Here is a 25,692-nt window from a genome sequence, read left to right as displayed (position 1 = left end):
GCTTTAAAGAAGTATAAACTAGATGATGATTATAGTTCTAAAGCTTATGTGAGCTTTGGGAAGTATTTTTGAGTTTTTAAAAATTTATTTTTGATCAAATATTTAATGCGTATGAGATTTATATTGCCATAAAAGCTTTTAATGTTATAATTTAGCATTAAAAGCAAATGTCAAGGATAAAAATGCAAGAAAATTTACTCGAAAAACAATTTCTAAATCACCCTTTATACGCTAAAATTCAAGAACTTAAAGCTCTCAATCTTGCTTGTAATTTTTCTTTAGGCGATAGCGTGAATTTATCTACAAATTCTCAAGCCAAAGATGAAATCTTAGCCATAACAAAAGAACTCAAACCATGGAGAAAAGGTCCTTTTAAAATAGACGATCTTTTCATCGATACAGAATGGCAAAGTTTTATTAAATTTAATATTTTAAAGCCTTTTATGAACGAAATTTCTCAAAAATGCGTTGCTGATATAGGCTGTAATAATGGTTATTATATGTTTAAAATGCTTGAATTTAATCCCGCAAAACTTATAGGTTTTGATCCTTCTATCAAATATCGTTTGCAGTTTGAACTCATTAACGCTTTAGCTAAAACTCCTATAGAATACGAGCTTTTAGGCGTAGAAGATCTTCCAAACTATGGTTTAAAATTTGATGTGATTTTCTGTCTTGGCGTGATTTATCACAGAAGTGATCCTGTAAAAATGCTAAAAGATTTAAAAGCAGGACTTAATAAAAATGGAGTTGTTTTTTTAGATACTATGTATATAGAAGATGAGAGAGAAATCGCTCTTGTGCCTAATAAAACTTATTCTAAAATTCCAAATATTTATTTTGTACCAAGCATTAGTGCATTAAAAAACTGGTGCGAAAGAGCAGGATTTAAAGAATTTGAAGTTTTGGCTACAAAAAAAACCGATGAAAACGAACAAAGAAAAACAGAATGGATAGACTCTTTTTCGCTGGAAAATTTCTTAGATCCAAAGGATAAAAATCTTACCATTGAAGGCTATGAAGCACCCAAAAGAGTTTATATACGCATTAAAATATAAATTCTTTTTATTTTTTGCCGATATTGAAATTTAGATATTTTGAAGTAGATAAGTAGAATTTAAAGGTTAGATATGGCAAAAAAAGATAATTTTGAAGAATATGCACAACTTGAAGAATACGCATCTGCAGAAGATATATCTCGCGTTAGAGCAGAATTACTCACTTGTCCTGAATTAAACACCTCGCTTGCTGGAACCATTATAGAAATTGATAAAAACTATGCCAAATCAATTTTAATAACCACAAGCGAAATGGTAGCAGATGATCAAGGATTGATTTTTGATGCCTTTATTTTCGCTGCGGCAAACTATGTAGCACAAGCCTCTATCAATAAAGAATTTTCAGTGATTATTGGATCAAAATGTTTTTTTTATGCTCCGCTTAAATTAGGCGATGTTTTAGAACTTGAAGCTCATGCACTTTTTGACGAAACCTCCAAAAAAAGAGATGTAAAAGTAGTTGGGCATGTTAAAGAAATTAAAATGTTTGAAGGAACGATACAAGTTGTTAGCACTGATGAGCATATATTTAAACTCAAGCGTCCGCCACTTAATACTGTTAAACCTACAGAAAATCAAGAACAAGGTACCAAAATCAAAAATCCAGAAGCCGTAGCAGCTGCATTAATGGCCTCTGTGGGTGGAAAATAATCAAGGAGTCATTTTAATATCCACCCAATTTTTTGGGCAATCCTTATGATAAGTTCCGCTTCCATCATAATACTCTTTACAATCATCATAAAAACGATTTGAAATCCCTCTTTCATTTACAAAACATCCAGAAATTCCTAAAGCTAATAGTATCATTAAAGTATATTTTTTCATGTTTTTCCTTAGAATTTATTGTGTTTTCTCCATTTATAAGGCTCTATAGGATTACCCTCTTTCCAAAGACCTAAATGATTTTTCTTAGCATTTTCTTGTTCTTTGATATAAGCGTTACTATAGTAAGTATCAGCCCAAGCATAGCCTTTGCTTACTAAAAATCGATTAATATCAACGTCATTAAGCTTTACAATAGCAACAATTCTACCATAAGTATCTTTATTTTTATAAATAATTTCAACTTGTTTGCCGCTTAAAATTCTACTTAAAGCTTCTTTTGATTGCTTTCCAAAACTTTGTTTAAGTTCTGGTGCATCTATACCAAAAAATCTTATTCTAGCGAGTTTGTTTTCATGATTAACTTCTATAGTATCTCCATCAATAATTCTAACTACTTTTCCTTCAAAACTAGAATTTTGGGCAATATAGTTCTGGATAAAAACAACTACAAGAGTGAAGATTAATACAGAAAAAAGTTTTTTTGGATCACTTAGTAATTTTCTTAGATTAAATAATTTTTTATAATTTATTCTCATTTTTTAATCATTTTGCCTTTAAATTTTAAAAAATATGCCATAATTTTATCAAAACAAAGGAGATAAAATGCAAAATGTTATAGAAAATTTTAAACAATTATGCAAAATTCCTCATTGCAGTTATGAAACAGAACAAATGAAAGAATTTTTAAGCTCTTATGCTAAAGATAAAGGCTTTAAAGTGAGTGTAGATAAGGCAGGAAATATCCATGCCATAAAAGGCAAACCAAAAATTTGCCTACAAAGCCATTATGATATGGTCTGTATGGGCGATGCACCAAACTTAGAAGTTTATGAAGAAAATGGCTTTTTAAGAGCCAAAAATTCAAGTCTTGGCGCAGATAATGGTATAGGTATAGCCATCATGATGAGTGCTATGGCTGAATTTGAAAATTTAGAGTGTCTTTTTACAAACGATGAAGAAGTAGGACTCATGGGAGTGAATTCACTCGAGCACACTTTAGAATCTAAAATGCTTTTAAATTTAGATCATGAAAGCGATGATGAGATCATGATAGGCTGTGCAGGTGGAGTAGATATAGAAGCTAGTTTGTCTTTTAATACCCTTAGAAAAAAGGGTAAAATTTATGAGCTTTGCGCACAAAATTTTAAAGGTGGACACTCAGGCATAAATATCATACGCAATGAAAAAAGTTCCATCAAAGAAATGGCTAAATTCATACAAGAAAATGAAGGAGAAATCATTTCTTTTGAAGGCGGAGAAAGAATCAATTCTATACCTAAACACGCCAAAGCTTTAGTGCATTTTAAAAATGAAGTAAAGAGCAACGACTGGATAAAATGTGAATTTAAAAAAGAAGGCGAATTTGAAATTTGCGATCAAAGCAAAAAACTTTTAAGTCTTATAAATTCTTTTGCTTATGGGGTTAGAGCTTATGATGAAAATCTAGGCATAGTTCAAACAAGTATTAACCTAGCTACTTTAAGAATGGAAAACCAACAAATCAAATTTGCACTTTTTGCAAGATCTAATGTGCTTGATGGGCTTAAGCAAGTAGAATTTGAAACTTTAGAATTTTTCAAAGCTTTTGATTTTAAAGTAAGAAGTTTTAATTTCTATCCACCTTGGGAAGGCAAGCCAAACGCACTTAGCGACATGGTTTTTAAAGCACTTAAAAAAGTATCACCTAATGCCAAAGTTTCAGCTATCCACGCAGGACTTGAGTGTGGCATTATAGAGAAAAAACAAGAGCTTTTATGTGCTTCTATAGGCCCAAATATCCATAATCCTCATTCAGCTGATGAGCATTGTGAAATCGCTTCAGTTAAAAAAATATCTAAGGTTGTTTTTGAAGTTTTAAAAGACAATGCTTAATTCTTTAATCTTGCTTCTTGCAAAAACGCGTTTTAACAAAAACACACAAAGCAAGGAGCAAGATCCCACTATAGCAAGATAAATACCTAAATACTCTTTATAAAAAGCATTGACTATAAAAGGGGTTAAAAAACCTAAAATCGCATAAGAAATATTATAAGCAAAACTAAGCCCGCTAAATTTAAGTTCGCTTTTAAAAATTTGCGTCATAAAAACAGGCGCGAAAGTAATAATACCTTGTGCAAAACAAGCCAGTAAAAAATAAAATAAAAAATTCTCATCATAAAAACTAAAAAGCACACCAAAAACAATAAAAGCCATACTAAAAATAGAGCAAATTTTATAGCTTCCCCATTTGCTTGCTAAAAAACCTTGAAATAAAGCTCCAAAAATCACCGCTAAGATAGCAAAATTTTGAACCCATAAAGCAGAAGTTTTACTCATAGCTAAAAGACTTTCAAAATACTTAGGTAAAATCATCAAAGTTGCCACACCGCTTGTTAAAACCATGGTCATTAAAAAACAAACAAGCATACTCATTTTATGAGTTTTTAAAGCTTCAAACAATGGAAAATTTAAAATTTTCTTTTCATTTTGAACTTTTATAAATTCTGGAGTTTCGCTGAGTTTATTTCTTAAAAACAAAGCTAAAATTCCAAAAAATCCTCCTATGATAAAAGGAATTCTCCAAGCATAGTTTTGAACTTCTTCTGGGGTAAAATAAGATCTTATGCCTAAAGTGGCAATATTTCCTAGCAATAAACCTATGGTTAAAGTCGCTGAAATAAAACCAAGAGCTAAAGGAATTTGACGCCCTTTGACAAATTCACTCACATAAATCCAAGCTCCGCTCACCTCAGTTCCAACGGCTAAACCTTGCAAAATACGAATAGTAAATAAAATCAAAGTAGCAAATATACCTATACTTTCATAACTTGGCAAAAAAGCTAAAGCAAAACTAGGCAAAACCATCAAAAGCATAGAAATATAAAAAATATTCTTTCTTCCATATCTATCAGCAAAATGTGCCATCACAATAGAACCAAAAGGACGCGCTAAATAAGCAGCACCAAAGGCTATATAAGCATTTATCTGCATCCAAAAAGCATCATTTTGCGGAAAGAATACCTTAGCAAAAATATCCAAAAAAAAGGCAAAAAGCACAAAATCATAAAATTCTAAAATTCCACCCAAAGAAGCATAAATAATATTTTTGTATTTTTTTTGCATATTTTATCCTAAATCAACTAAAGGGCAAAAAGCCCTTTATTAAATTTTTCCACCTTCAATCACTACATCATCAGCCTTAACATCATCTCCAAAATGAGCTTTTAAAGTTTCATCATAAGCCTTGTGAAAAAACTGCTCTTGGCCTAGTTTAATGATCAAATTATCGATAAATTCTTTAAGTTCTTTATCGCCTTTTTTAACTGCTGGTGCGATAACATCTTTGTTACCTAACTCTTTGATACCCATTTTAAAATCAGGATGATCTTTCACCCAAGCAAAAAGTAAGGTATTATCATGACTTAAAGCATCGCCTCTTTTATCCATCAAAGCGGCAAAGGTTTCGGTATTTTGATCATATTTTAAAGTTTTAATATTGGGATAATTTTGCGTAAAATAAGCATCTGCTGTTGTGCCTTTGTTTAAAAGCAAGGTTTTATCTTTTAAATCTTCTACGCTAGTTATATTACTATCCTTTGGTACAGCTACGCCTAAAGCTACCTTCATATAAGGCAAGCAAAAATCAACCTGCTCAGCTCTTTCTGGAGTTTGAGTAAAATTAGCCAAAATAATATCTACTTTATTTGATTTTAAAAACTCAACCCTATTTGCAGCTTCAACAAGAACAAATTGCACCTTATTTTCATCACCAAAAAGTTCTTTTGCTATGCGTTTAGCTAAAGCTATATCATAGCCTTGATTGTTTCCTTTTTCATCCACATAACCAAAAGGTGGTTTATCGCCAAATACCCCAATCCTAACAACTCCATTTTGCTTGATCTTATCAAGAGAATTTAAAGTTTTAGAGTCAGAATTTCCTCCACAAGCAGCCAATACTACTGCAACAAAGGCCGTTAAAACACTTAGAAGTATTTTTTTCATACATTTCCTTTCTTTAAAAATAAGCTTAAAGCTATTGCAAAAATATATAATAATTGCAAAGTTAATTATACTTAAAATTATAAATAATGCATTTGAAACAAACTAAAAAGATTTTCCTATGTGTAAAAATGTAATTAATCTCACACTCTCTTTTAGCATTGTTTAAATTTTAAGTAAAAAAAGATATAATCTTTTTTTTAAATTTTTAAGGAGAAAACTATGAAAAAAGGTATTTTTCTCTCTATTGGAATAGCTGTTTTGTTTTCAGCTTGCGGAAATTCCATAGATGAAAAAACAGTTAAAAAATATGAAAATCAACTAAATCAAACAGTTAAACAAGAAATTGCAAGCCTTTCTCAGGATTCTGGAATAAAGATTGAATTTTCTGATTTTAAATGCAATGCAGATGGTGATTTTATAGCGTGTTTAAGTCCAAATTTCAAAACTCTTGCAAAAGATAATAACGATGAGTATCAAGAACTATTTCAAGCAAAAAATATCAAAATTCGCTCAAATGAAATTTACAAGGGCGAAGCAAATACATCAATTAGCATTAAAGAATATTACAACGATCTTTTTAAAAACCGAAAAAGCATACAATCAAATTTGGTTTTTGAAGATTTTAAACTTGGAGAAAAAGTTGTTAGTGACATCAATGCAAGCTTATTTCAACAAGATCCAAAAATCAGCTCTTTTATCAATAAATTAAGCTCGGATTCTTATACTTTATCATTTGATAACTCCATAAACAAACAAGAAAACAATTATCTAGATAATCTTGATATAAAATTTTATAACGCAAAATTAAATTTCAATACAAATCTAAATATAAATCTAAAAGAAGATTTGCTTAATTACCTTGATTCTAAGGGTATAAAATTTAACACTCAAACTTTAGCTATGGATGAACAAGCTATCAATGAACTTCTTAATATAGCAAACTACGAACAAGCTTCAGATTTTAGCAATACAATCCAAAAATACATCATCTTAAATAATTTTAAAATTGATTCAACTCTTAAAACCGAAGGCGTATTTAGTAGCTATATAGCAACTGCTAAGGAAAATTTACAAACCTTAAAAGCTCAAAGTCAAAATGAAGAACAAGCATTAATCTTTGATAAAGCTTTAGCTATTTTAAACAATATCACTCAAAATGATGATTATAAACTCAATCTTGATTTAAAATTTAAAAACATCCCTGTTAGTGACTATAGCACACAGGGAATCGACAGCATAGAAAAACTAAGCATCAACAATCAAGACGCCACAGAAGCGTTAAAAATTATACTTCCATTTATCATGTTTTCTATGTTAATGGGCGGAGCGTCGTTTTAAATTTTAAAATGATAAAAACTTCAAAAACATTAAAAGCAAGATTAAATTCTTTGCTCTTAATGTTTCATAACATTAACAAAAAAGGCTAAAATGAAAATTTTATTCTCCCCTAGTGAAAGCAAAAATGAAAATTGCGTAAAAAATCCTATCAATGAAAACTCATTTATATTTAAAGAATTATTTCCTTATAGAATGGAAACTTTAAAGCATTATGAAGAATTTATCAAAAACGCAAGTTTACAGAATTTACAAGAACTTTTTGGCATTAAAAATGAAAATGAAATTGATAAATTTAAACACGACTTAAAACAAGCTCCCACTCAAGAAGCTATATTGCTTTATACTGGGGTAAGTTATGAATATCTTAATTTTAAAGCCTTAGATAAAAAAAGCCAAGCTTATATTTTAGAAAATACTCTTATATTTTCTAATCTTTTTGGCGTTGTAAGAGCTAATGATACCCTACCCTTTTATAAATTCAAGCAAGGGGCTAAAATAGGAAATTTTGCCATAGAGAAATTTTATAAAGAACATTTTAGTAAAGCCTTAGATGAATACTTAGAAAATGAGGAAATACTTGACCTTAGAGCAGGATTTTATGATAAATTTTATACTCCAAAAAAGAAATTTTATACTTATAAATTTGTAAAAAATGGTAAAGTCATCAGTCATTTTGCTAAAGCTTATAGGGGAATTTTACTCTCCATAAGTGCAAAAAACCAAGTAAAAAACAATAAAGAGCTTTTAGCAAACCTTCCTTCAAACCTAAAACTCAAAGAAATTCAAATCAAAGGTTTAAAGGAAGAAATTGTGCTTGAAATTCTAGATTAGTTTTTATTTTAAGTATTTTAAAACTAGCTTCGCATAATAACTTGCAGCCCTAGCTAAAAGCTTATCATTAAAAACATAACTAGAATTATGTAAATAAATGTCGTTTTCATTTTCTAAAAAAGCATAGGCACATTTTTTCATTTCGCAAAAAAATCCAAAATCCTCACTTGCCATTAAAGGACGATGATTAAATTCACAATTTTTTTCGCCAAATAATTCTTTTGCAACCTCACTAGCAAAATCCACAGCTTCATCGTTATTCATAGTCACTGGTGCAACAACATTTTTATTGATTTTAATCTCTATATCATTAGCCTGTGCAATACCTTTACAAATTTTATAAATTTTTTCTTCAGTTAGCTTTCTAGTTTCATTATCTAATGCTCTAACACTCATTTTAATCGTTGCAATATCTGGAATGATATTAAAAGCATGTCCTGCATTAAAAGCTCCTATGCTTACAACTGCTGAATTTTGAGGATCAACATTGCGAGATACTATACTTTGCAAAGCCACCACAAGCAAAGAAGCAGCATAAATAGGATCTTTTGCTTTTTCTGGAGCACTTCCATGACCACCTCTTCCAATAACTTCAATGCTATAACTATCCGAAGAAGCCATCATCGCACCTTTTTTAAGATAAAATTTCTTATCGCTACCAAAAGGCATATTGTGCCATCCAAAAATATAATCACTATCAAATTTTTCAAACAATCCATCTTCTATCATTGCCTTAGCACCACCCAAACCCTCTTCAGCAGGTTGAAAATAAAGATTTAGCGTACCATTAAAATTCTGACTTGCTAAATACTTTGCAGCAAGCAATAAAGAAGTAGTATGCCCATCATGACCGCAAGCATGCATTACATTTTCTTTTTTGCTTTTATAAGGCAAATTTGTGTATTCTTGTAAAGGCAAAGCATCCATATCTGCACGAAGTCCTATTTTTTTATCGCTATTTCCCTTTTTTAAAACCCCCACAACACCTGTTTTTCCTATTTCTTCATAAACCTCATAACCAAATTCTTTTAATTTTTGCGCTACTAATTTTGCAGTACATAATTCATCAAAACCAAGCTCAGGATTTTCATGAATTTGATGACGAATTTTTTCAAATTCGCCTTGTAAGTCTAGTATTTCTGGAATTAAATTCATTCTATTTTTCTCCTTGTATAAAATTTTCTCTTCTAGGTAAAACAAATTGTGCTAAGATCGCTGAAATAAAAATCAAAGCAAAAATATAAACAAAACCCAAAGTAAAACTATGGGTTTTATCAACACTCCAAGATACTACCCATAGGTTAAATGATAGTATAACAAAGGTAATACTCCAAAAAGCACTCATAATATAAGCAGTTTGATTTGGGTTGGAATTTTTTAATTCTGAAGGTAGATTAAAGAAAAATGGAAACCACATAGAATAAAAAATGCCTGATAACACAGCAAAAATCTGTATTAATACTAAATTTTGTAAAAACAACATACAAAATCCGCATATAAAAATACACGCTCCTCCAGACAATAGCATTATTTTAAAAGAAATATTTTTTCTTTTAAAAAATAATCCAAGATAAGGACCAAAAATAATAGCAAAATTAGCCAAGGCTGGAATTTCTTTTTTAGCAAAATCAGCTAATTCTTTACTAAAACCTGCATATTGTGCATAAAAAGTTGGTAAAAAAGTAAAAAGAGAATTTAAAAATAAAATAGGCCCTATGTAAAAAATAATCATACCCCAAGTAACACGAGATTTTAGAGCATAAATAAGATCTTTTGCATTATTCTTTTTTTCTTCTTTTTTATTCTCATCTTTACCTACAAAAAGCCACAAAATCAATAAAATCAAATTAATCCAAGCATAAAATGATAAAGAATCTCTCCAATTTCCAAAATAATTTGAGATACTTTCAGCTAAAATAAGTCCTAGAGTAATGCCTACTAAATTTGAAGTTATATTAAAACTAATTACAAAATGCAAAGCTTTTTTTCAAACCATTGCTGTGCAATAGGCACTAAGCAAACTAAAGCACAAGCTGAACCAAGCCCTGTTAAAAATCTTATAACCAAAATACCACTATAACTATCTACAAAACTTAAAAAGATACCCGAACTCATTAAAATACAGCCTAAAAAATATCCCTTTTTTAATCCGAATTTATAAACCAAAAAAGCAGTAAATGAAGCACCAAAAATTTTCGCAACTACTATCATGCTAGTGATTAAAGTAGCTTGCTGAGTATTTAGGGCAAGATCATTTGAAATCAAAGGCATTAAAGACCCTGTCGCTGCCCAAGAGATACTAAAAACAGCATAAACACTAAAAATTATAAATTCAACTCCAATGCGTCTAAAATGAAATAAAAGTGATTTTTCCATATTAAAATCCTTTTTAGATATTTATTAAAATATAACATAAAAAAATAAGATATTTATTATCTTTAATTATTTTTTTAATTTAATTATTTTTTTATATATTTTTTTGTTACTTTTTGAAAATTTATATATAAGTTTAAAGATAAAAAAACTAAAATACAAAATAAAAAACCCGTAAAAGTTTTTTGAAGTATTTAAATGATATATTTCAAAATCTAGTTTTAAAAAGGAAAAATATGGAATTTTTAGCATTTATTTTTTTGATTATTATATTTTTATTTGTAGTCTTTATCATCGTTACTCGCTATGAAAAAAAGATAAAATTACTCAACCAAAACATACAAAATATGAAAGAAGATATAGCCGATCTTAAAGAAACAACTCAAAAAAATCGCTCTTTAATTGAAAAAAATCGCTCTAATATAGAAAATATAATAAAATAAAACTAAGAAAGATTTGCGATAAGCTTATAATGTTTTTTCTGATTTATCATTAAAGTAAAAATTTTTTCACTTGAATTTTCGCTTTTATTTTTATAAATCATACTTTTTAAAAACGGAAAAAGCATCGTACTAGAAGTTTTACCTTGTAAAATAATATGCATAGAGCCTTTTAAAATTCCGTACTTATAACTCATACCACTTGGAAATATATCAAGATTAAAACTTAAACTATCTTCATTGCTATCATAATTTAAAATTTCAATTTTAACAAAGCTAATTTCTTGATCTTCTTGAGATAAATTTTTAAAAATTTCAAGTTTTTCGTGTTTTTTGATAGTAACAACTTCTTGCTTACTTTCTTTAAAATCAGAAAGAAAATTTTCATTTTTAAAAATTCTTGAAAAAAATTTTAAATTTTTAAATTGTATACTTGTTTGTTTTGTGTTTTCATGTATTATTTTTTCGGATTTTAAGATGTTGTGTTCTATATCATCTTCTTGGTTTTGATTATCTTTGTTTGATTTCATGTCAAAATCTTCAACGATAATCATATCTTCACTATTACAAATATTAAAATGTTTTACAATTTCTTCAAAAGTAAAACTGTCATCACTAAATTCCAAAAGATCTACATTTGAAGTGATAAAATCAACACCATCTCGTTCTTCAATCTTATCTTTAATCACAAAAGCATCAACACAAAAGCACGATCTTTGAATTTCGTATTCAGAACTTTTGCCTTTAAATACTATCTTCATTATCACAAAGCTTTTGCTATAAGTTCTAAAGGACTAGCAAAAACAACCTTGCTTGAATTTTGTTCTAATGCATTTGAAATTTGCATTCTGCAAGCTGAACACTCGGCGCTTACCACACTAGCCTTACTTTCATCGATCATTTGTGCTTTTTTAAGCCCTACACTTAAAGCTCTATCATAATAATCCGTTTGCATACTCACTCCACCAAAACCGCAACAAGCATTAGAATTACTCATTTCTACAAAATGATAATTTGTTTTTAAAAGTTCTCTTGGCTCTTTAAAAACCCCTTGCATTTTTCTTGCATGGCAAGGATCGTGATAAGTAATGCTATAATTAAATTTATTTTTTGTTTTTAAAATTTCTTCCAAAGAAGTAAATTTATAAAAATACTCGCTAGCCATATATATCTTAGATGACACACATTTTGCGCGTTTTGCCCAGTCTAAATCATTTTGCATTATAAAAAAATGTTCATAATCTATCTTTAACATAGCCGAACAAGTGGCCTCAGGAACTATAATAGCATCTAATTTTTCTAATTTTTTTTCAAAATACTCAATATTTTTTTTAGCCAAAACTTCAACACTTTTAAAATCACCCGTAAAAAATTGCGGCGCTCCACAACATACTTGTTCTTTCATCAAATCCACATTGATTTTTAATTCCTTAGTGATTTTAAGCACCGCATTAGCCGTATCTATGTAAAAATAATTCGCCAAACAACCTACAAAAAAACCTATTGTTTTTTCTCCATCATTATTGATAAATTTTGGATTAGAATTTAAGAAACTTTTTTTATTAAAGCTTGTAAGTAATCTTCCCTTTTTAACAAAAGGCATGGAAAATCTTGCCTTCATACCTGTATTTTCATTCTCATTTTGAATTTTAAACGCACAACTTTGAAACACATAGCCAAGCTTAGCTACCAAATCTAAAATTTTGCGTCTTCTCAAAAAGAAAAAAATAAGTTTTTTATACCAAGCTATACCAAATTTTTTAGCTATATCATAACGAACTTCTTCTATGGCATTATCTACTCTTAATTTACTTGGACATACTTCAACACAATTGGTGCATAAAAAACAAGATTCAAAAACTTTCTTAGCTTCTTTATCAAGTTCTAGACTTCCCTCTTTATAAGCAGCTAAAAGATCTAAAAATCCTCTTGGACTAGTAATTTCATCGCGATTTTCTTCATGTATAGTACAAACAGGTATACATTTGCCACATTTAACACAAGCATCACTTATTTGACTAAATTTCATCTTACACCGTTTTTGAGAATACTTTTTTATCTTCACTAATGTTTTTCATATAAGCATCAAAACACATAGCAATATTTCTTATAAGCAAAACACCTGTTTCATTGACTTTGATAAAATTTTCATCAAAATTAACAAAATCTTTGTATTCTTCTAAAGCTTTTAAATCCTCTTTAAAATACTCCTTAAAATCAATGGAAAATTCTTTTTCTATTGACTTAATATCAAGCTTAAAATTTGCCATTAACTCCATAATCACTGCTTTTCTAAGCTCATCATCATCGCTTAAAATCACACCTCTTTCAAAAGGTAATACTCCTCTATCTAATGCAGCTTCATAACTTGACATATCTTTAAAATTTTGCGCATAATGTCTTTGTCCTTCGCCTATACTTGTAAGCCCAACACCGACTAAATCAGCACCGCCTTTGGTGGTATAACCTTGGAAATTTCTATGCAAAGTTCCATTTTCTAAAGCTTTAAAAAGCTCATCATTTTCTTTTGCAAAATGATCCATTCCTATCATTTTATAACCATTTTTGCTTAAAAATTTCTCACAAAATTCTAAAATTTCAAGCTTAACATCAGGACTTGGCAAGGTATTTTCATCAAATTTTCTCATATTTTTCTTAAGCCAAGGCACATGAGCGTAATTAAAAATCGCCAAACGATCAGGGTTTAAAAGCATAACTTTTTCTAAAGTTTGTGTAAAGCTTTGTAAATTTTGATAAGGCAAACCATAAATTAAATCCATATTTACAGACTTTATGCCTTTATTTCTTACAAGATTTAAAGCATTTTGTGTTAATTCAAAAGGCTGGATGCGATGAATTTCTTTTTGAACTTTTTCATCAAAATCCTGCACTCCAAAGCTGATACGATTAAAGCCATTTTGCGTTAAAACTGTGGCTTGTTCCTCATTTAAAAAACGCGGATCGATCTCACAGCTAATCTCTGCATCTTTAGAAAAATTTCCAAAAACAGATCTGATTTTTAAAATCAAATTTTGAAGTTGTTTAGCACTAAAAAAAGTTGGAGTTCCGCCCCCAAAGTGCATTTGCACCACTTCTCTTTTAGTATCTAAAATAGTACTTAAAATATCAAGCTCTTTAAAAATATAAGTTAAATACCTTTCTTTACTCTCTTCTTTTGCAGTATAGATGACATTACAACCACAAAAATAACAGGCACTCCTACAAAAAGGCAAATGAAAATAAAGCGATAAAGATCTATCTTGCTTTTTTAAAATTTCTATATATTCTTCGTATTTGAAATTTGTATTAAACTCTACTGCTGTAGGATAAGAAGTATAGCGTGGTCCTGCTTTAGAGTATTTTACAAAAGCTTTATAATCTCTCATTTTGGTTTACCCTTTCTATCATCGCTTGCATATCTACAAATAAATTTGGATGCTCTTGTTTGATTTTAGAAATTAATTTTTCAAGATCAATACTAACTTCCATAGTGCCATTTTGTGCCTTTTGCTTGATCTCATCCATAGCAACCGTCCAAACATCGTTAAAATCTACAGGAATTTGCTGATAAATCGCCTTTTCTAAACGCAATTCAAAATTCTCTTTTTGACTTTGTTTTAAACTTTCAAGTATGTTCTTAAGACTTTGTAAAGAAAGTAAAGTGTGAATTTCATCGTTTTCATCGATCACAAACCAAGGTTCAGGAGAATCAAAACTTCCATTTTCAAGAACTAAACATTTTTCGTTTTCATTCTCGCTTTGCTTCATTTTAAAAATCGTTCTATCTTTTTTCTTTATTCCTAGATTTTGACTAAATTCATCAATACGTTTTAAGCAAGTGCTATACTTTTCTAGCTCTTTCATTCTCTTCCTCTCTGATTATCCAAAAAGCAAAGCAAGGCTTTTACCACATAAAGGCGATTTCTTGCTTCTTCAAAAATCACATCTGCATGTTTTTCAAAAATTTCTTCACTCACTTCATAACCCCTATAAGCAGGCAAACAATGAAGCAATATCGCGTCTTTATTGGCAACGCTCATAGCCTTTTCATCGATCATAAATCCTTCAAATTCTTTGATCTTGCGTTCTTTTTCATTCTCTTCGCCCATGGAAACCCAAGTATCGGTGATGACTACATCTTTATCCTTTAAAGCTTCAAATTTATCATGGCCTAAGGAAATTTTAGCTCCTGAAATCAAAGCCTGTTTCATAGCAAATTCCCAAATTTCAGGGCTAATTTTATAGTTTTTTGGTATAGCTATACTAAATTCAAAGCCCAAAATCGCAGCCGCAATAAGCCAAGAATTGCACATATTGTTACTATCTCCGATAAAAGCAACTTTTGCTATACCATTTTGCATCTTATTCCATTCTTTGATAGTAAGCAAATCTCCTAAAACCTGAGTAGGGTGATAAAGCTCGCTTAAAGCATTGATCACAGGGGCTTTAGAATATCTTGCAAATTCGAGTAAAGTTTCATGTTTATTGACTCTCATCATCACAAAATCAACCATCGCCCCTATCACCCTAGCTGTATCCTTTACAGGCTCGCCACGACTAAGTTGTAAATCATTGCTGCTTAAAAATAAAGCCTTTCCGCCAAGCTCTGTTATGGCTAATTCAAAGGCCATTCTTGTTCTTGTAGAGTTTTTCTCAAAAATCATTGCTAAAGTTTTATCTTGTAAAAGTTTTTTAGGCTCTTTTTTAAGCTCGCTAGCATGATTTACAAGGCTTAAAATTTCCTCCTTAGAAAAATCTCTTAAAGTTAAAAAATGTTTCATTTTTCTCCTTTTAACATTTTAGCTAATTCTTTGGCATGATAAGTGATGATAAGCTTTGCCCCTGCTCTTTTAAAAGCTATCATAGTTTCATATAAAACTTTTTCATAATCAATCACTCCAGCATTTTTAGCTGCCTTTAACATAGCATACTCTCCGCTTACATTATAAACACACAAAGGCAAGTTAGAATGAAGGGATATTTCTTTAACCACATCAAGATAAGCAAGAGCGGGTTTTACCATCAAAATATCAGCTCCTTGCGCTTCATCTTCTAAGCTTTCTTCTAAAGCTTCTTTACCATTAGCAAAATCCATTTGATAGCTTTTTCTATCTCCATAACTTGGAGCTGACTCTGCTACATCTCGAAATGGTCCATAATAACTTGATGCAAATTTAGTAGAATACGCCATTATGGGTAAATTTTCAAAACCTTCCTTATCTAAAGCTTCACGCAAAGTAGTGATAATACCATCCATCATTCCACTAGGTGCTATCATATCTACCCCTGCTCTTGCATGAACTAAGGCTTGTTTGGCTGAAATTTCTAAAGTGGCATCATTATCCACACTTTTTGTTTTTGGATCGATAATCCCACAATGCCCGTGATCTGTGTATTCACAAAAACAAAGATCGCTGATTATAAAAAGATCTGGAAAATTTTTCTTAATCTCTCTTATACTTCTTGCAACAAGCCCTTCATCATCTAAAGCATCGCTTCCACAGCTGTCTTTTTTCTCATTTTCCAAAACGCCAAAAAGTATAATGGCTTTAATGCCTAAGTTGACTACATTTTGACACTCTTTTAAAATTTCATCTAAACTCATTTGAAACACATCGGGCATAGAAGAAATTTCTTTTTTTATCCCCGTTCCATTAACCACAAAAAGCGGATAAATCAAATCATTTACACTTAAAGAATTTTCCCTTACCATAGCTCTTAAGTTTTCATTAAGTCTTAATCTTCTAAATCTTTTAAACATTTTTTTGTCCTTTTTTTGCTAAAATCTTAACATAAATTTGATTATAGAGAGTAGTAAATGAAAATAAAAATTTCAGAAATTGCGAATTTACCTAGCAAATGGGGAAATTTCCAAATACAAAGTTTCAAAGAAAATGATAAAGAACATTTATGTATATTTAAAAATACTCCAAAAGACACACTCAATCTAAGAATTCATTCAGAGTGCTTAACAGGAGATGCTTTAGGAAGTTTAAAATGTGATTGTGGGGAACAGCTTGAATTTTCGCTAAAATATATAGAAAAGAATGGCGGAATGGTGATTTATCTTAGGCAAGAAGGAAGGGGTATAGGGCTTTTTAACAAGGTTAATGCTTATGCTTTACAAGATAAAGGTTTTGATACGATTAAAGCAAATCATCAGCTTGGCTTTAAAGCCGATGAAAGAACTTATGAAATTGTAGAATTTATACTCAAACACTATGAAATTTCTAAGGTTAATTTACTCACAAATAATCCCGAGAAACTAGAGTCCATTAAGGAAAAAATCATCACACGCATACCGATTTTAATAGAACCTAATCGTTTTAATGTAGAGTATTTAAACATAAAACAAACTCAAATGGGACATCTTAAATAAATGATTTTTAAAGATTATGATTTTTTGCAAAACTACGATTTAAAAAACTTTGAAAAAAAGGTAAAAATTTATAAAGAATTATTATCTAAATTTAACCGCATTCACAATCTTACTCATTTAAAAAATATAGATGAAAATATCTTTGATAGTATTAAAATTTTAGATTTTTATGATTTTTCTAAAGCAAAAAATATTGCCGATATAGGAAGTGGAGCAGGATTTCCAGCTGTATTTTTAGCTTTTTTACTGCAAAGCAATTTTCATCTTTTCGAACCCAATCCCAAAAAAGCTGCCTTTTTGCGGACATTAAAAATAGAATGTGAACTTCCAAATTTACATATTTACAAAGAAAAAGTTCAAGAATACAAGAATACCTTTAAAGCTGATATCATCACTTCAAGAGCCTTAATGGATGTCAAGCCTTTGCTTGAAATTTGCAAAAATCTAAAAGATGAAAATACAGTTTTTATTTTATGGAAAGGTAGTGAAATTTATCAAGAACTTGAAAATATAAAAGATTATGAAATTTTTGAAAATAATTTAAGAAGATATTGTATTTTAAAGTAGCCCTAAGGCTACTTTTTATTCTGCTAAATCAGCATTAAAACTGATATCCACTAAAGGCCAAGAAATTCCACCATGTCCTGCAGCAACATCGCTTAATGCTTTTAATGCTTTAGAACCATTTTTAAAAGTATGCAAATCAAGTTGTCCTTTAGCTTCAAATTTATTATCTTTGATGGTATAAGTTAAAGGTACAATAGTACTTTTTTTATCCATAGTAATTTTTGCTGAAATAACGCCTTTATTTTCACCCGCAATCACATCTTGAAAAACAACTTTAATATCCGTATCTCCCAATAAAGCAGGGAAAAATACTTTTGTGATATTATTGGTTATAATATCATTGCCTTCACCCATAAAAGCATTGCTTGGCTTTATGGTAGCTTTAGCGCCTTTAAGATAACTTGCCAAATCCTTTGTATTTTTAGAAAATTTATATTCTACATTTTTAAATTCACCTTTTGTTCCTATCATATCTTTAGTTTTATATCCTTCAAAAGAAACCTTTAAACTATCTTCTTTAAAAGATACAGCACTTAAAGCCGAAGCTAACAAGCAAGAACTTAAAACACTTACAAGAATTTTTTTCATCTTTATTCCTTTTTTAATAAATTTAATTAATGAATTAAATTATATTCTTAGTTGATTAATAAAATAAAATTTTCTAAAAAATAATTTTTATTACCAAAGTATACCTTTAAAAGCTAAGGTTAAAAAATATCCTCCAAAAATCAAAACAAGCCCTAAAACAAAAGCCAAGCCAAATACCCTAGAGCCACTTTTTAAAAATTTTTTAAAGTCAATTTGCAAGCCTAAAGCTGCCATAGCAAAAACGATACATAAAGTACAAAGTGTTTTACCTAAAGAAATAATATCACTCGTAGCAATACCTAAAATACTTTCTTTACTTGCTAGATATGTATTTAAAACTATCATACCTAAAAATGCGAATGCAAAATAAGGCATAGTGATACTTTTTGCAGTTTTTCCACTGCTTGAATGCTGATTTTTAGCGAAAAAATAAGTCACTATAAGCAAAAAAGGCACAAGTAAAATCACTCTCATCATTTTTATAATCACTGCAACATTAGAAGCTCCTTGCTCAAATCCCGCCATATCCTTTGCCATTTCAGCAGCACCTGCGACATTTGCCACCTCATGCAAAGTAGCTCCCATAAAAACACCCATAGCATTTTGATCAAAAAAAGGAAAAAGATTTAAAGAAAAAGCTATGGGATATAAGAACATAAACACAAGTCCAAAAATCACCACAGTACCTACGGCTAAAATTCCCTTAAAAGGATCACTTTTCAAACTTGACTCTAGTGCTAAAACCGCTGCCGCACCACAAATAGCACTTCCAGCTCCAACAAGCATAGAAGTTTCTTTATCGAGTTTAAAAATTTTCATTCCTACAAATAAAGCAATAATAAAAACAAAAAATATCACTATAGCAGAAAGTAAAAACCCTTTCAACCCTACACTTAAAAGCTCAGTTAAAGTGATATTAAAACCATATAAAACAATACCGAGTCTTAAAAGCTTTTTCGCACTAAAATGCACTCCAGCTTGAAAATGATGTTGGTATTTAAAAAACCAAGGAGAAAGCAACACTCCTATGATAATAGCAAAGGCAGTCGCTGCCAAATGAGTAGTATCTTTGATACTTTGAACACTAGAAAGATACATAGCAAAAATCACTATACAAGCAGTAAAAAGCAAACCCTTAAAATTTGATCGCACTATAGCCACGCTATGTGCTAAAAAACTTGTTTTCATTTATTTTCCTTTTTATAAATTTTGTGTTATTATATTTTTTTTATTAAAATTATAAAAATATATTATTTTAATTTTTATAATAAATTTTTTTTATTAAATAAAGGAATCACTCATGAAAATCAAAGATATGGAAATATTTTTAGATCTTTTAAACACTCAAAGTCCAACTCATACAGCCAACAATTTTTCCATAACCCAACCTAATGTTTCAATAGTAATTAAAAATTTAGAAAATAAATTTGATGGCATTTTATTTGAAAGACTTGGAAAAAAACTCTTACCTACACCAAAAGCTTTAGAACTAGGAAAAAATTGGTTAAAAATTATACAAGCCTACTATCAAAGCTTAGAAAATTTAAACGATGAGAGTATGCTCTTAGGGGAAATAAAAATAGCCTCAACTCAAAGCATTTCTGAACATTTTTTAGCTCCTATTTTATTTGATTTTAAAGCAGAATTTAAAAACATAGAAATTCACTCTCAAACGCAGAATTCAAAAGAATGTTTAAATTTGCTAAAAAACGGAAATATAGAATTTGCAATCATTGAAGCAGAACTTGATCCGGCTTTAGTGGAGTATGAAAATTTAGAAATAAATTTTTGGCAAGATGATGAACTTATAGTAGCTACAAGTGATAAAAAACTCAATGAAAAAGAATTTTATATCGATGAACTTTTGGAACAAAAATGGATTTTAAGAGAAGTAGGCTCAGGCTTAAGGGATAAATTTTTAAACGAAATTGGTGCAAGCTCAAAAAAACTTAATATTTTTCTTGAGCTTGATAGAATGGCTGCGATTAAAGAACTTGTTTTACAAAAAAAAGCAATCTCTATTTTTTCCAAAAAAAGCATAGAAAAAGAATTAAAAAAATCAACACTTTATGAAATTAAATTAAAAAATATCGACCTAAAGCGTAAATTTTACACCCTAAAAAGAAAAAATTATAATTTTAACAGAGCTTTAGAAAAATTTGAAAAAATATTCAAATCATAAGCATAATAACCGATTTATATAGAAAGTTAAGCAATTTTTAGATAAAATCCAAAGCTTATATAAATTTTAAGGATAATCAATGAACGCCAAAACTCAAGAAGCTGAATTAGAAGAATTATTTCAAGAAAATGCAAAAGATTATATCACATATGAAAAATTGGTAAAATATCTTACAAAACAACCAAGTGCATCAACCGCTAAAAAAGTGCAAGCATTAATGAAAAAACACAAAGTGCAACTTTTTTCAGCAGCCGAAATTGCACAAATGAAAAACATAGAAGATGCAAAAAGACTTCAAGAAGAAAAACAAAAACTCCAAGATACAAGCCTTGAGAACGAATTTGATTTAGCCAATGAAAACGATTTATTAGAATGGAGCAGATCAGACTCTCCTGTTCGTATGTATTTAAGAGAAATGGGACAAATTGCTTTATTAAACAAAGATGAAGAAATTGAAATTTCCAAAAAAATAGAACTTGGCGAAGATATTATCATTGATGCTTTTTGTTCTGTACCTTATTTGATAGATTTTATTTTAGATTATAAAGAACCTTTAATAAACAGAGAAAGAAGGGTAAAAGAACTATTTAAAAGCTTTGACGACGAAGAAAAAAGTGATGATAAACTTGATGAACTTGATATAGATGAAGATGAAGAAAACGAAACAGAATTAGAATCAGATGAAGAAAATACTAAAAAAAACAGCAAAAAAGAAGATGAAAGAACTTTAAAAGTTATAGAAAAATTTAAAGCTCTAGAAAAAGCTAAAAAAGATTGGCTAAAAACATCCAAAGACAAAGAAAGCGGAGATGAACTTTTAGATAAATTAAGCATTGCGTTCAAAAAAAATATTTTAAAAGAAAAATTAATGGATCTAGGCCCTACTTCAAAACTTATTAGTGAAATCGTAAAATCAATGGAAACTGCACTAAAAAGCGATGAAGAATTTGACAAAGAACTTAAGCGTTTAGAATACCGCTTACCTATGTTTTCTGATGAACTTAAAAAACGCCATGCAGATATTTTAAAAGATATTACAAAATTGAGCAAAGAAGAAATCACAGAGCGAGCTTTAGAAACAACCATGGTAAGCACTTATATGGAAATTAAAAAACTATTTCAAACTAAAGAAGCTAGTGAAAAAAGCTTTGATCTTGAAAAATCACGTTTAAAAGAAATTTTAGAGCAAATTAAACGCGGTAAAAAAATCTCTGATGAAGCAAAAGGAAGAATGGCAAAATCAAACTTGCGTCTTGTTGTAAGCATAGCTAAACGCTACACAAATCGTGGTCTACCTTTCTTAGATCTTATTCAAGAAGGAAATATAGGTTTAATGAAAGCTGTGGATAAGTTTGAATACAAAAGGGGTTATAAATTTTCCACTTATGCAACTTGGTGGATCAGACAAGCTATTTCAAGGGCTATAGCCGATCAAGCAAGAACCATAAGAATTCCAATCCACATGATAGAAACCATCAATCAAATTAACAAAATTATCCGCGAACATCTACAAAAAGATGGAAAAGAACCTGATGTCAGTGTTATAGCTAAAGAAGTAGGTTTAAGCGTAGATAAGGTTAAACAAGTCATTAAAATCACAAAAGAACCAATTTCCCTTGAAGCTCCAATAGGAAATGAAGATGATGGTAAATTTGGAGATTTTGTTGAAGATAGAAATTCACTTTCTCCAATGGATCATATCTTAAAGGATGATTTAAAAGAACAAATTGATGAAGTTTTAGATCAATTAAACGATAGAGAAAAAGCGGTAATTCGTATGCGTTTTGGTTTAATGGATGATGAAAGTGATAGAACTTTAGAGGAAATTGGAAAAGAGCTTAATGTCACTCGAGAAAGAGTGAGACAAATAGAAAGCTCAGCTATAAAAAAACTCAAACACCCTAAAGTAGGAAGAAAACTAAAAAATTATATTGAAGGTTGGAAGTAAGAGCCAATCTCTTACTAAAAACCCAAATCTTTTTCTTCTTTTAACTTGCGTACATGTTCAAAAAAAACTAATTTTCCGCTATGTTTTTTTAAATTTTTAAATTCCTTAATATCAAATTCTAAACACAAGATAGAAGAAGTTGGAAAAGAAGCTAAACATAGCGAGCTTAACAACTCTCCAAGTTCCATTAAACCAGGATTATGACCCACTAAAAATACTTCGTTAAACTCATCATCAATATCTTGCAGAATTTTTAGCAAATTTTCAACATTACAAAGATACAATCTTTCATCAAAACAAATTTTATTTTTATCAAAATTATAAAATTTGGCTATTTTTTTCGCTGTTTTAGCGGTTCTAACAGCAGGACTTGATAGCACCAAATCAGGATGAATTTCATGCAAGGCAAGATTTTTAAAAAGTTTTTTTAAATCTTCCTTTCCACTCTTAGTAAGTTTTCTTTCAAAATCATCAATATCCCCACTCTTACTTGCTTTTGCATGTCTTATAATATAAATTTTTTTCATTTTACCTCTTTTATTTTAGCTAAAATATAACCACACATAAACCCGAAAATATGACCATACCAAGCAACATTTACCCCCATAAGCAATGGCGCAAAACTCATAAGTAAAATTGCCACTATAAGTCCTTTTGTGCTATTTTTATCAAGAACAGCATAAAAGCCCATCAAAACACAAATTGCACCACTAGCGCCTATGACATTTATATTTTCTCCGAAATATTTAAAATCAAAATACACATAAAAAACACTTAAAAGTGAACACAACAATCCGCCAATAAAATAAATAAAAATAAAACGCAAAGCACCTAAATAAGTTTCTAATATACGCCCAAATTGAAACAAAACTATCATATTTAATATAAGATGAGTTAAATTTCCATGTAAAAACATTGAACTTAAAAGTTGCCAATAAGCTCCATTAAAAAATAAAATATTCAAACCAAGGATATTATAATAATCATAAGAAATCAAAAAATAACATAAAATATTTAAAAAAATTAAAAAAATTGTAAGCAAAGTATAAAACCTTTATTTTTTATAATATTGTCTTAAAATTCACATAAAATTCACATAAATTCTTTACAATTTTACTAAAAAATAATTAGGAAAAATATTGAAAATTAAATTTTTAAGTATTATTACTATTTTAAGTTTATCTTTAAATGCTGATATAATAATTTCTGCTGATAATTTGCCAAGTGTTTCTAAAGAATTTTTACAACATAACTTCAAAGCACCCATAGGGATCGTACAAAAAGACAAAAATTCCTATGAAGTCTATCTTAGCGATGGGACAGAACTTGAATTTGACATAGATGGAGCTTGGAAGGAAATTGAAAATAAAGCCTTTCCTTTTGATCTAGATTTTTTACCTCAAAATTTAGCCAATATCATTAAAAACGAATTTCCAAATATAAAAGCTAGAGAAATCGAAAGAAAAATCAATCATTACAAGATTAAACTTGATAACGATGTAAAAATTCTTATAGATTTTAATGGAACTATCTTGCACAAAGAAATTGATGATTAAAATATAATCAAACCTGCATTATATTTTTAACATCATCATGTTCTATCTTTTCTTTTTCAAGCAAAAGCTCTGATAATTTTAAAATTTTATCCTTCATAGAATTTAAAAATTCATCCATTTCTTTTTTTTGTTCATTTAAATTTGGCTCTTCTAACATATCAAAACTCAACATATAATCAAGCAATTCTTTAATCTTTAAAAAATCATCTTGCGAGTTAGTATAACTTTCATTATAAATCAATCTCATAGCTCTAGAACCAGCCAAATAAACTTTTATACGATTGATAAGCTCTGATTTTGATCTTATATTATGCTCATATTCTTTAAAACGATCTTCAATGAGAGTGATTTTTTCAAATCCTATGTCAAAATAATACGCACTCAAAGCTTTTGCAGCCTGATAAGTGGCTTGAATTTTCTTCTCTTCATCATTAAAACTTAAAATCTTTTTCTTGCCTAAAAGAACTTTATTTAATACAGCATAAAAATCACTTTCCTCAACTAAAGCACTATTTCTTCTTAAAGCATTAATTGCTGCTTCATTGACCAAAGTTTCAAGCCCTGCTCCACTAAAACCTACGCTTGCTTTGGCGATTTTATTTAAATTGACATTATTATTTTTATCTTTCATATAAATTTCTAAAATTTTAAGTCTATCCTTAAAATCAGGCAAAGATAAAAAAATTCTCCTATCAAAACGCCCCGAACGCAATAAAGCAGGATCCATAAGTTCGATTTTATTTGTCGCAGCTATAACTATAACCCCGCTATTATCTTCAAAACCATCCATTTGAGTTAAAAGTTGATTTAAAGTGCTATCTCTTTCAACATTTGACATTTCTCCTCTTGCCTTACCTACAGCATCTATTTCATCGATAAAAACTATACTAGGAGCCATCATTTTAGCTTTTGAAAAAAGCTCTCTAACTCTTTTTGCACCCATACCTACATAAATTTCAACAAAACTTGAACCGCTTTGATAAAAAAATGGCACCCCTGCTTCTCCTGCAACTGCTTTTGCTATCAATGTTTTTCCTACACCAGGTGGGCCTACCATTAAAACACCTTTTGGCATTTTTACACCAAATTCTTTATATTTTTTAGGATTTTGTAAAAAATCCACAAGTTCGCTTAGCTCCATTTTAACTTCATCAACACCTGCTACATCATTAAAAGTAATATTTGAAATCACAGGTTTTATATGAGAACTTTCTAAATTTATATTTGAATTTTGAGCTTGAGTGTGATTTTGATTCTTATTTGATATTGGATATTTAGCTAACTCTTTTTTACGAGCAAAATAGCCAAGACTTATAAAAAGTGCGATAATAAAAACAAGTAAAATAAAAAACACCCAAAGCGTGTTATCTTTTTTAACTTCTACGGGAACTTTTGCTAAAAGTGTTTTTATATCTATGCCATCTTTTATAATTACGTAATTTTCACCTTCCGCCTTAAGCCAAATTTCGTCTTTATCAATCACAGCTTTTTGGATTAAATTTTGACTTAACAGACTTTGATAAAGATTTTCATCTATATATTTAGGTTCATTTTTAAAATATAAAATTCCCAAAAGCATACATAAAACCATAAAAGATGCTAAAATTATCTTTTTATTTTTCATTA

29 protein-coding genes are annotated in these 25,692 nt (G+C 29.5%); 11 read left to right on the top strand and 18 right to left on the bottom strand.

Going from position 1 to position 25,692, the window contains the following annotated elements; all coding sequences use genetic code 11:
- The first annotated feature begins 167 nt into the window (after positions 1–167).
- Both cmoB and ELQ04_RS01725 read left to right on the top strand, forming a co-directional pair.
- On the top strand, positions 168–1,058 hold the full coding sequence (gene cmoB / locus ELQ04_RS01730; RefSeq protein WP_074469257.1) for a tRNA 5-methoxyuridine(34)/uridine 5-oxyacetic acid(34) synthase CmoB: 891 nt from the start codon (positions 168–170) through the stop codon (positions 1,056–1,058).
- A gap of 72 nt (positions 1,059–1,130) precedes the next feature.
- Positions 1,131–1,709 (top strand): hypothetical protein, encoded by a 579-nt coding sequence (locus ELQ04_RS01725; protein WP_002938332.1) that lies wholly within the window; start codon positions 1,131–1,133, stop codon positions 1,707–1,709.
- Here the strand turns inward: ELQ04_RS01725 and ELQ04_RS01720 are convergent, their stop codons facing one another.
- Together ELQ04_RS01720 and ELQ04_RS01715 are read right to left on the bottom strand one after the other, a co-directional pair.
- On the bottom strand, positions 1,710–1,883 hold the full coding sequence (locus tag ELQ04_RS01720) for a hypothetical protein (protein ID WP_002855981.1): 174 nt from the start codon (positions 1,881–1,883) through the stop codon (positions 1,710–1,712).
- Positions 1,884–1,891: 8 nt separating this feature from the next.
- Positions 1,892–2,419: a thermonuclease family protein gene (locus tag ELQ04_RS01715; protein WP_002938338.1), complete on the bottom strand. Its 528-nt coding sequence runs from the start codon at positions 2,417–2,419 to the stop codon at positions 1,892–1,894.
- Between the two features lie 67 nt (positions 2,420–2,486).
- Between ELQ04_RS01715 and ELQ04_RS01710 the strand changes: the two genes are divergently transcribed.
- Positions 2,487–3,755, top strand: coding sequence for a M20/M25/M40 family metallo-hydrolase (locus ELQ04_RS01710; RefSeq protein WP_044778282.1), 1,269 nt, complete (start codon positions 2,487–2,489; stop codon positions 3,753–3,755).
- On the opposite strand, the gene ELQ04_RS01705 is transcribed toward ELQ04_RS01710, so the two are convergent.
- Together ELQ04_RS01705 and ELQ04_RS01700 are read right to left on the bottom strand one after the other, a co-directional pair.
- A complete protein-coding gene (locus tag ELQ04_RS01705; RefSeq protein ID WP_002938342.1) occupies positions 3,738–4,985 on the bottom strand; it encodes an MFS transporter in 1,248 nt (415 codons plus the stop codon). The genes ELQ04_RS01710 and ELQ04_RS01705 overlap by 18 nt on opposite strands.
- Before the next feature lie 39 nt (positions 4,986–5,024).
- Positions 5,025–5,864: a cysteine ABC transporter substrate-binding protein gene (locus tag ELQ04_RS01700; protein WP_002885181.1), complete on the bottom strand. Its 840-nt coding sequence runs from the start codon at positions 5,862–5,864 to the stop codon at positions 5,025–5,027.
- Positions 5,865–6,083: 219 nt separating this feature from the next.
- Here ELQ04_RS01700 and jlpA point away from each other — a divergent pair, with 219 nt between their 5' ends.
- The gene (gene jlpA, locus ELQ04_RS01695) at positions 6,084–7,202 is read left to right on the top strand and encodes a lipoprotein adhesin JlpA (RefSeq protein ID WP_002938344.1); all 1,119 of its coding nucleotides are present in this window, start codon (positions 6,084–6,086) and stop codon (positions 7,200–7,202) included.
- Positions 7,203–7,292: 90 nt separating this feature from the next.
- A complete protein-coding gene (locus tag ELQ04_RS01690) occupies positions 7,293–8,033 on the top strand; it encodes a YaaA family protein (protein ID WP_002938345.1) in 741 nt (246 codons plus the stop codon).
- 3 nt (positions 8,034–8,036) lie between these two features.
- Here the strand turns inward: ELQ04_RS01690 and ELQ04_RS01685 are convergent, their stop codons facing one another.
- From ELQ04_RS01685 to ELQ04_RS08945, 3 genes are read right to left on the bottom strand one after another with little or no spacing between them, the layout of a single operon-like run.
- On the bottom strand, positions 8,037–9,188 hold the full coding sequence (locus ELQ04_RS01685) for a M20 aminoacylase family protein (protein WP_002938346.1): 1,152 nt from the start codon (positions 9,186–9,188) through the stop codon (positions 8,037–8,039).
- 1 nt (position 9,189) lies between these two features.
- Positions 9,190–10,011 (bottom strand): MFS transporter, encoded by an 822-nt coding sequence (locus ELQ04_RS01680; RefSeq protein WP_002853457.1) that lies wholly within the window; start codon positions 10,009–10,011, stop codon positions 9,190–9,192.
- A complete protein-coding gene (locus ELQ04_RS08945; protein WP_011812754.1) occupies positions 9,999–10,409 on the bottom strand; it encodes an MFS transporter in 411 nt (136 codons plus the stop codon). The genes ELQ04_RS01680 and ELQ04_RS08945 overlap by 13 nt, the downstream gene beginning before the upstream one ends.
- 233 nt (positions 10,410–10,642) lie before the next feature.
- Between ELQ04_RS08945 and ELQ04_RS01665 the strand changes: the two genes are divergently transcribed.
- Positions 10,643–10,849: a membrane protein gene (locus tag ELQ04_RS01665; RefSeq protein WP_002853356.1), complete on the top strand. Its 207-nt coding sequence runs from the start codon at positions 10,643–10,645 to the stop codon at positions 10,847–10,849.
- A 2-nt stretch (positions 10,850–10,851) separates the two neighbouring features.
- Here ELQ04_RS01665 and ELQ04_RS01660 read toward each other — a convergent pair whose 3' ends face one another.
- From ELQ04_RS01660 to hemB, 6 genes are read right to left on the bottom strand one after another with little or no spacing between them, the layout of a single operon-like run.
- Positions 10,852–11,613 carry a DUF5416 family protein gene (locus ELQ04_RS01660; protein WP_074469260.1) on the bottom strand — a complete coding sequence of 254 codons (762 nt, stop codon included), beginning with the start codon at positions 11,611–11,613 and terminating at the stop codon, positions 10,852–10,854.
- Positions 11,610–12,875: a (Fe-S)-binding protein gene (locus ELQ04_RS01655; RefSeq protein ID WP_002938753.1), complete on the bottom strand. Its 1,266-nt coding sequence runs from the start codon at positions 12,873–12,875 to the stop codon at positions 11,610–11,612. Before ELQ04_RS01655 ends, ELQ04_RS01660 begins: the two co-directional genes overlap by 4 nt.
- A 1-nt stretch (position 12,876) precedes the next feature.
- Positions 12,877–14,232 (bottom strand): oxygen-independent coproporphyrinogen III oxidase, encoded by a 1,356-nt coding sequence (gene hemN / locus ELQ04_RS01650; RefSeq protein ID WP_002938751.1) that lies wholly within the window; start codon positions 14,230–14,232, stop codon positions 12,877–12,879.
- Entirely contained in the window at positions 14,219–14,710 is a 492-nt protein-coding gene (locus tag ELQ04_RS01645; RefSeq protein WP_002853412.1) for a DUF2603 domain-containing protein, read from the bottom strand. Before ELQ04_RS01645 ends, hemN begins: the two co-directional genes overlap by 14 nt.
- The gene (gene argF, locus ELQ04_RS01640) at positions 14,707–15,627 is read right to left on the bottom strand and encodes an ornithine carbamoyltransferase (protein ID WP_002938749.1); all 921 of its coding nucleotides are present in this window, start codon (positions 15,625–15,627) and stop codon (positions 14,707–14,709) included. Before argF ends, ELQ04_RS01645 begins: the two co-directional genes overlap by 4 nt.
- Positions 15,624–16,607, bottom strand: coding sequence for a porphobilinogen synthase (gene hemB / locus ELQ04_RS01635; protein ID WP_002938747.1), 984 nt, complete (start codon positions 16,605–16,607; stop codon positions 15,624–15,626). Before hemB ends, argF begins: the two co-directional genes overlap by 4 nt.
- A gap of 57 nt (positions 16,608–16,664) precedes the next feature.
- On the opposite strand from hemB, the gene ribA reads away from it, so the two are divergent.
- Together ribA and rsmG are read left to right on the top strand one after the other, a co-directional pair.
- Positions 16,665–17,225: a GTP cyclohydrolase II gene (gene ribA, locus ELQ04_RS01630; protein WP_002854114.1), complete on the top strand. Its 561-nt coding sequence runs from the start codon at positions 16,665–16,667 to the stop codon at positions 17,223–17,225.
- Positions 17,226–17,792, top strand: coding sequence for a 16S rRNA (guanine(527)-N(7))-methyltransferase RsmG (gene rsmG, locus ELQ04_RS01625; protein WP_002894351.1), 567 nt, complete (start codon positions 17,226–17,228; stop codon positions 17,790–17,792).
- 15 nt (positions 17,793–17,807) lie between these two features.
- Here the strand turns inward: rsmG and ELQ04_RS01620 are convergent, their stop codons facing one another.
- Both ELQ04_RS01620 and ELQ04_RS01615 read right to left on the bottom strand, forming a co-directional pair.
- Positions 17,808–18,380, bottom strand: a complete 573-nt coding sequence (locus tag ELQ04_RS01620) for a hypothetical protein (RefSeq protein WP_002853850.1) — start codon at positions 18,378–18,380, stop codon at positions 17,808–17,810.
- Positions 18,381–18,470: 90 nt separating this feature from the next.
- Positions 18,471–19,568 carry a YeiH family protein gene (locus tag ELQ04_RS01615; RefSeq protein WP_002938746.1) on the bottom strand — a complete coding sequence of 366 codons (1,098 nt, stop codon included), beginning with the start codon at positions 19,566–19,568 and terminating at the stop codon, positions 18,471–18,473.
- 112 nt (positions 19,569–19,680) lie between these two features.
- On the opposite strand from ELQ04_RS01615, the gene ELQ04_RS01610 reads away from it, so the two are divergent.
- Positions 19,681–20,562, top strand: coding sequence for a LysR family transcriptional regulator (locus ELQ04_RS01610; protein ID WP_004316837.1), 882 nt, complete (start codon positions 19,681–19,683; stop codon positions 20,560–20,562).
- A gap of 79 nt (positions 20,563–20,641) precedes the next feature.
- A complete protein-coding gene (gene rpoD / locus ELQ04_RS01605) occupies positions 20,642–22,510 on the top strand; it encodes an RNA polymerase sigma factor RpoD (protein ID WP_002853451.1) in 1,869 nt (622 codons plus the stop codon).
- 14 nt (positions 22,511–22,524) lie between these two features.
- Here the strand turns inward: rpoD and ELQ04_RS01600 are convergent, their stop codons facing one another.
- Positions 22,525–23,037, bottom strand: coding sequence for a histidine phosphatase family protein (locus ELQ04_RS01600; RefSeq protein ID WP_002853673.1), 513 nt, complete (start codon positions 23,035–23,037; stop codon positions 22,525–22,527).
- Positions 23,034–23,552, bottom strand: coding sequence for a rhomboid family intramembrane serine protease (locus tag ELQ04_RS01595; protein ID WP_002853517.1), 519 nt, complete (start codon positions 23,550–23,552; stop codon positions 23,034–23,036). Before ELQ04_RS01595 ends, ELQ04_RS01600 begins: the two co-directional genes overlap by 4 nt.
- A 97-nt stretch (positions 23,553–23,649) precedes the next feature.
- On the opposite strand from ELQ04_RS01595, the gene ELQ04_RS01590 reads away from it, so the two are divergent.
- Complete coding sequence (locus tag ELQ04_RS01590) at positions 23,650–24,066, top strand: PepSY-like domain-containing protein (protein ID WP_002853760.1); 417 nt, start codon at positions 23,650–23,652, stop codon at positions 24,064–24,066.
- A gap of 7 nt (positions 24,067–24,073) precedes the next feature.
- On the opposite strand, the gene ELQ04_RS01585 is transcribed toward ELQ04_RS01590, so the two are convergent.
- Positions 24,074–25,690, bottom strand: coding sequence for an ATP-dependent metallopeptidase FtsH/Yme1/Tma family protein (locus ELQ04_RS01585; RefSeq protein WP_002866045.1), 1,617 nt, complete (start codon positions 25,688–25,690; stop codon positions 24,074–24,076).
- Positions 25,691–25,692: the final 2 nt, after the last annotated feature.

Origin of the sequence: Campylobacter sp. CH278, from assembly GCF_004378845.1 — a bacterium.
Lineage (GTDB): Bacteria > Campylobacterota > Campylobacteria > Campylobacterales > Campylobacteraceae > Campylobacter_D > Campylobacter_D jejuni.
This window is presented reverse-complemented; position numbering and strand designations above follow the sequence as displayed.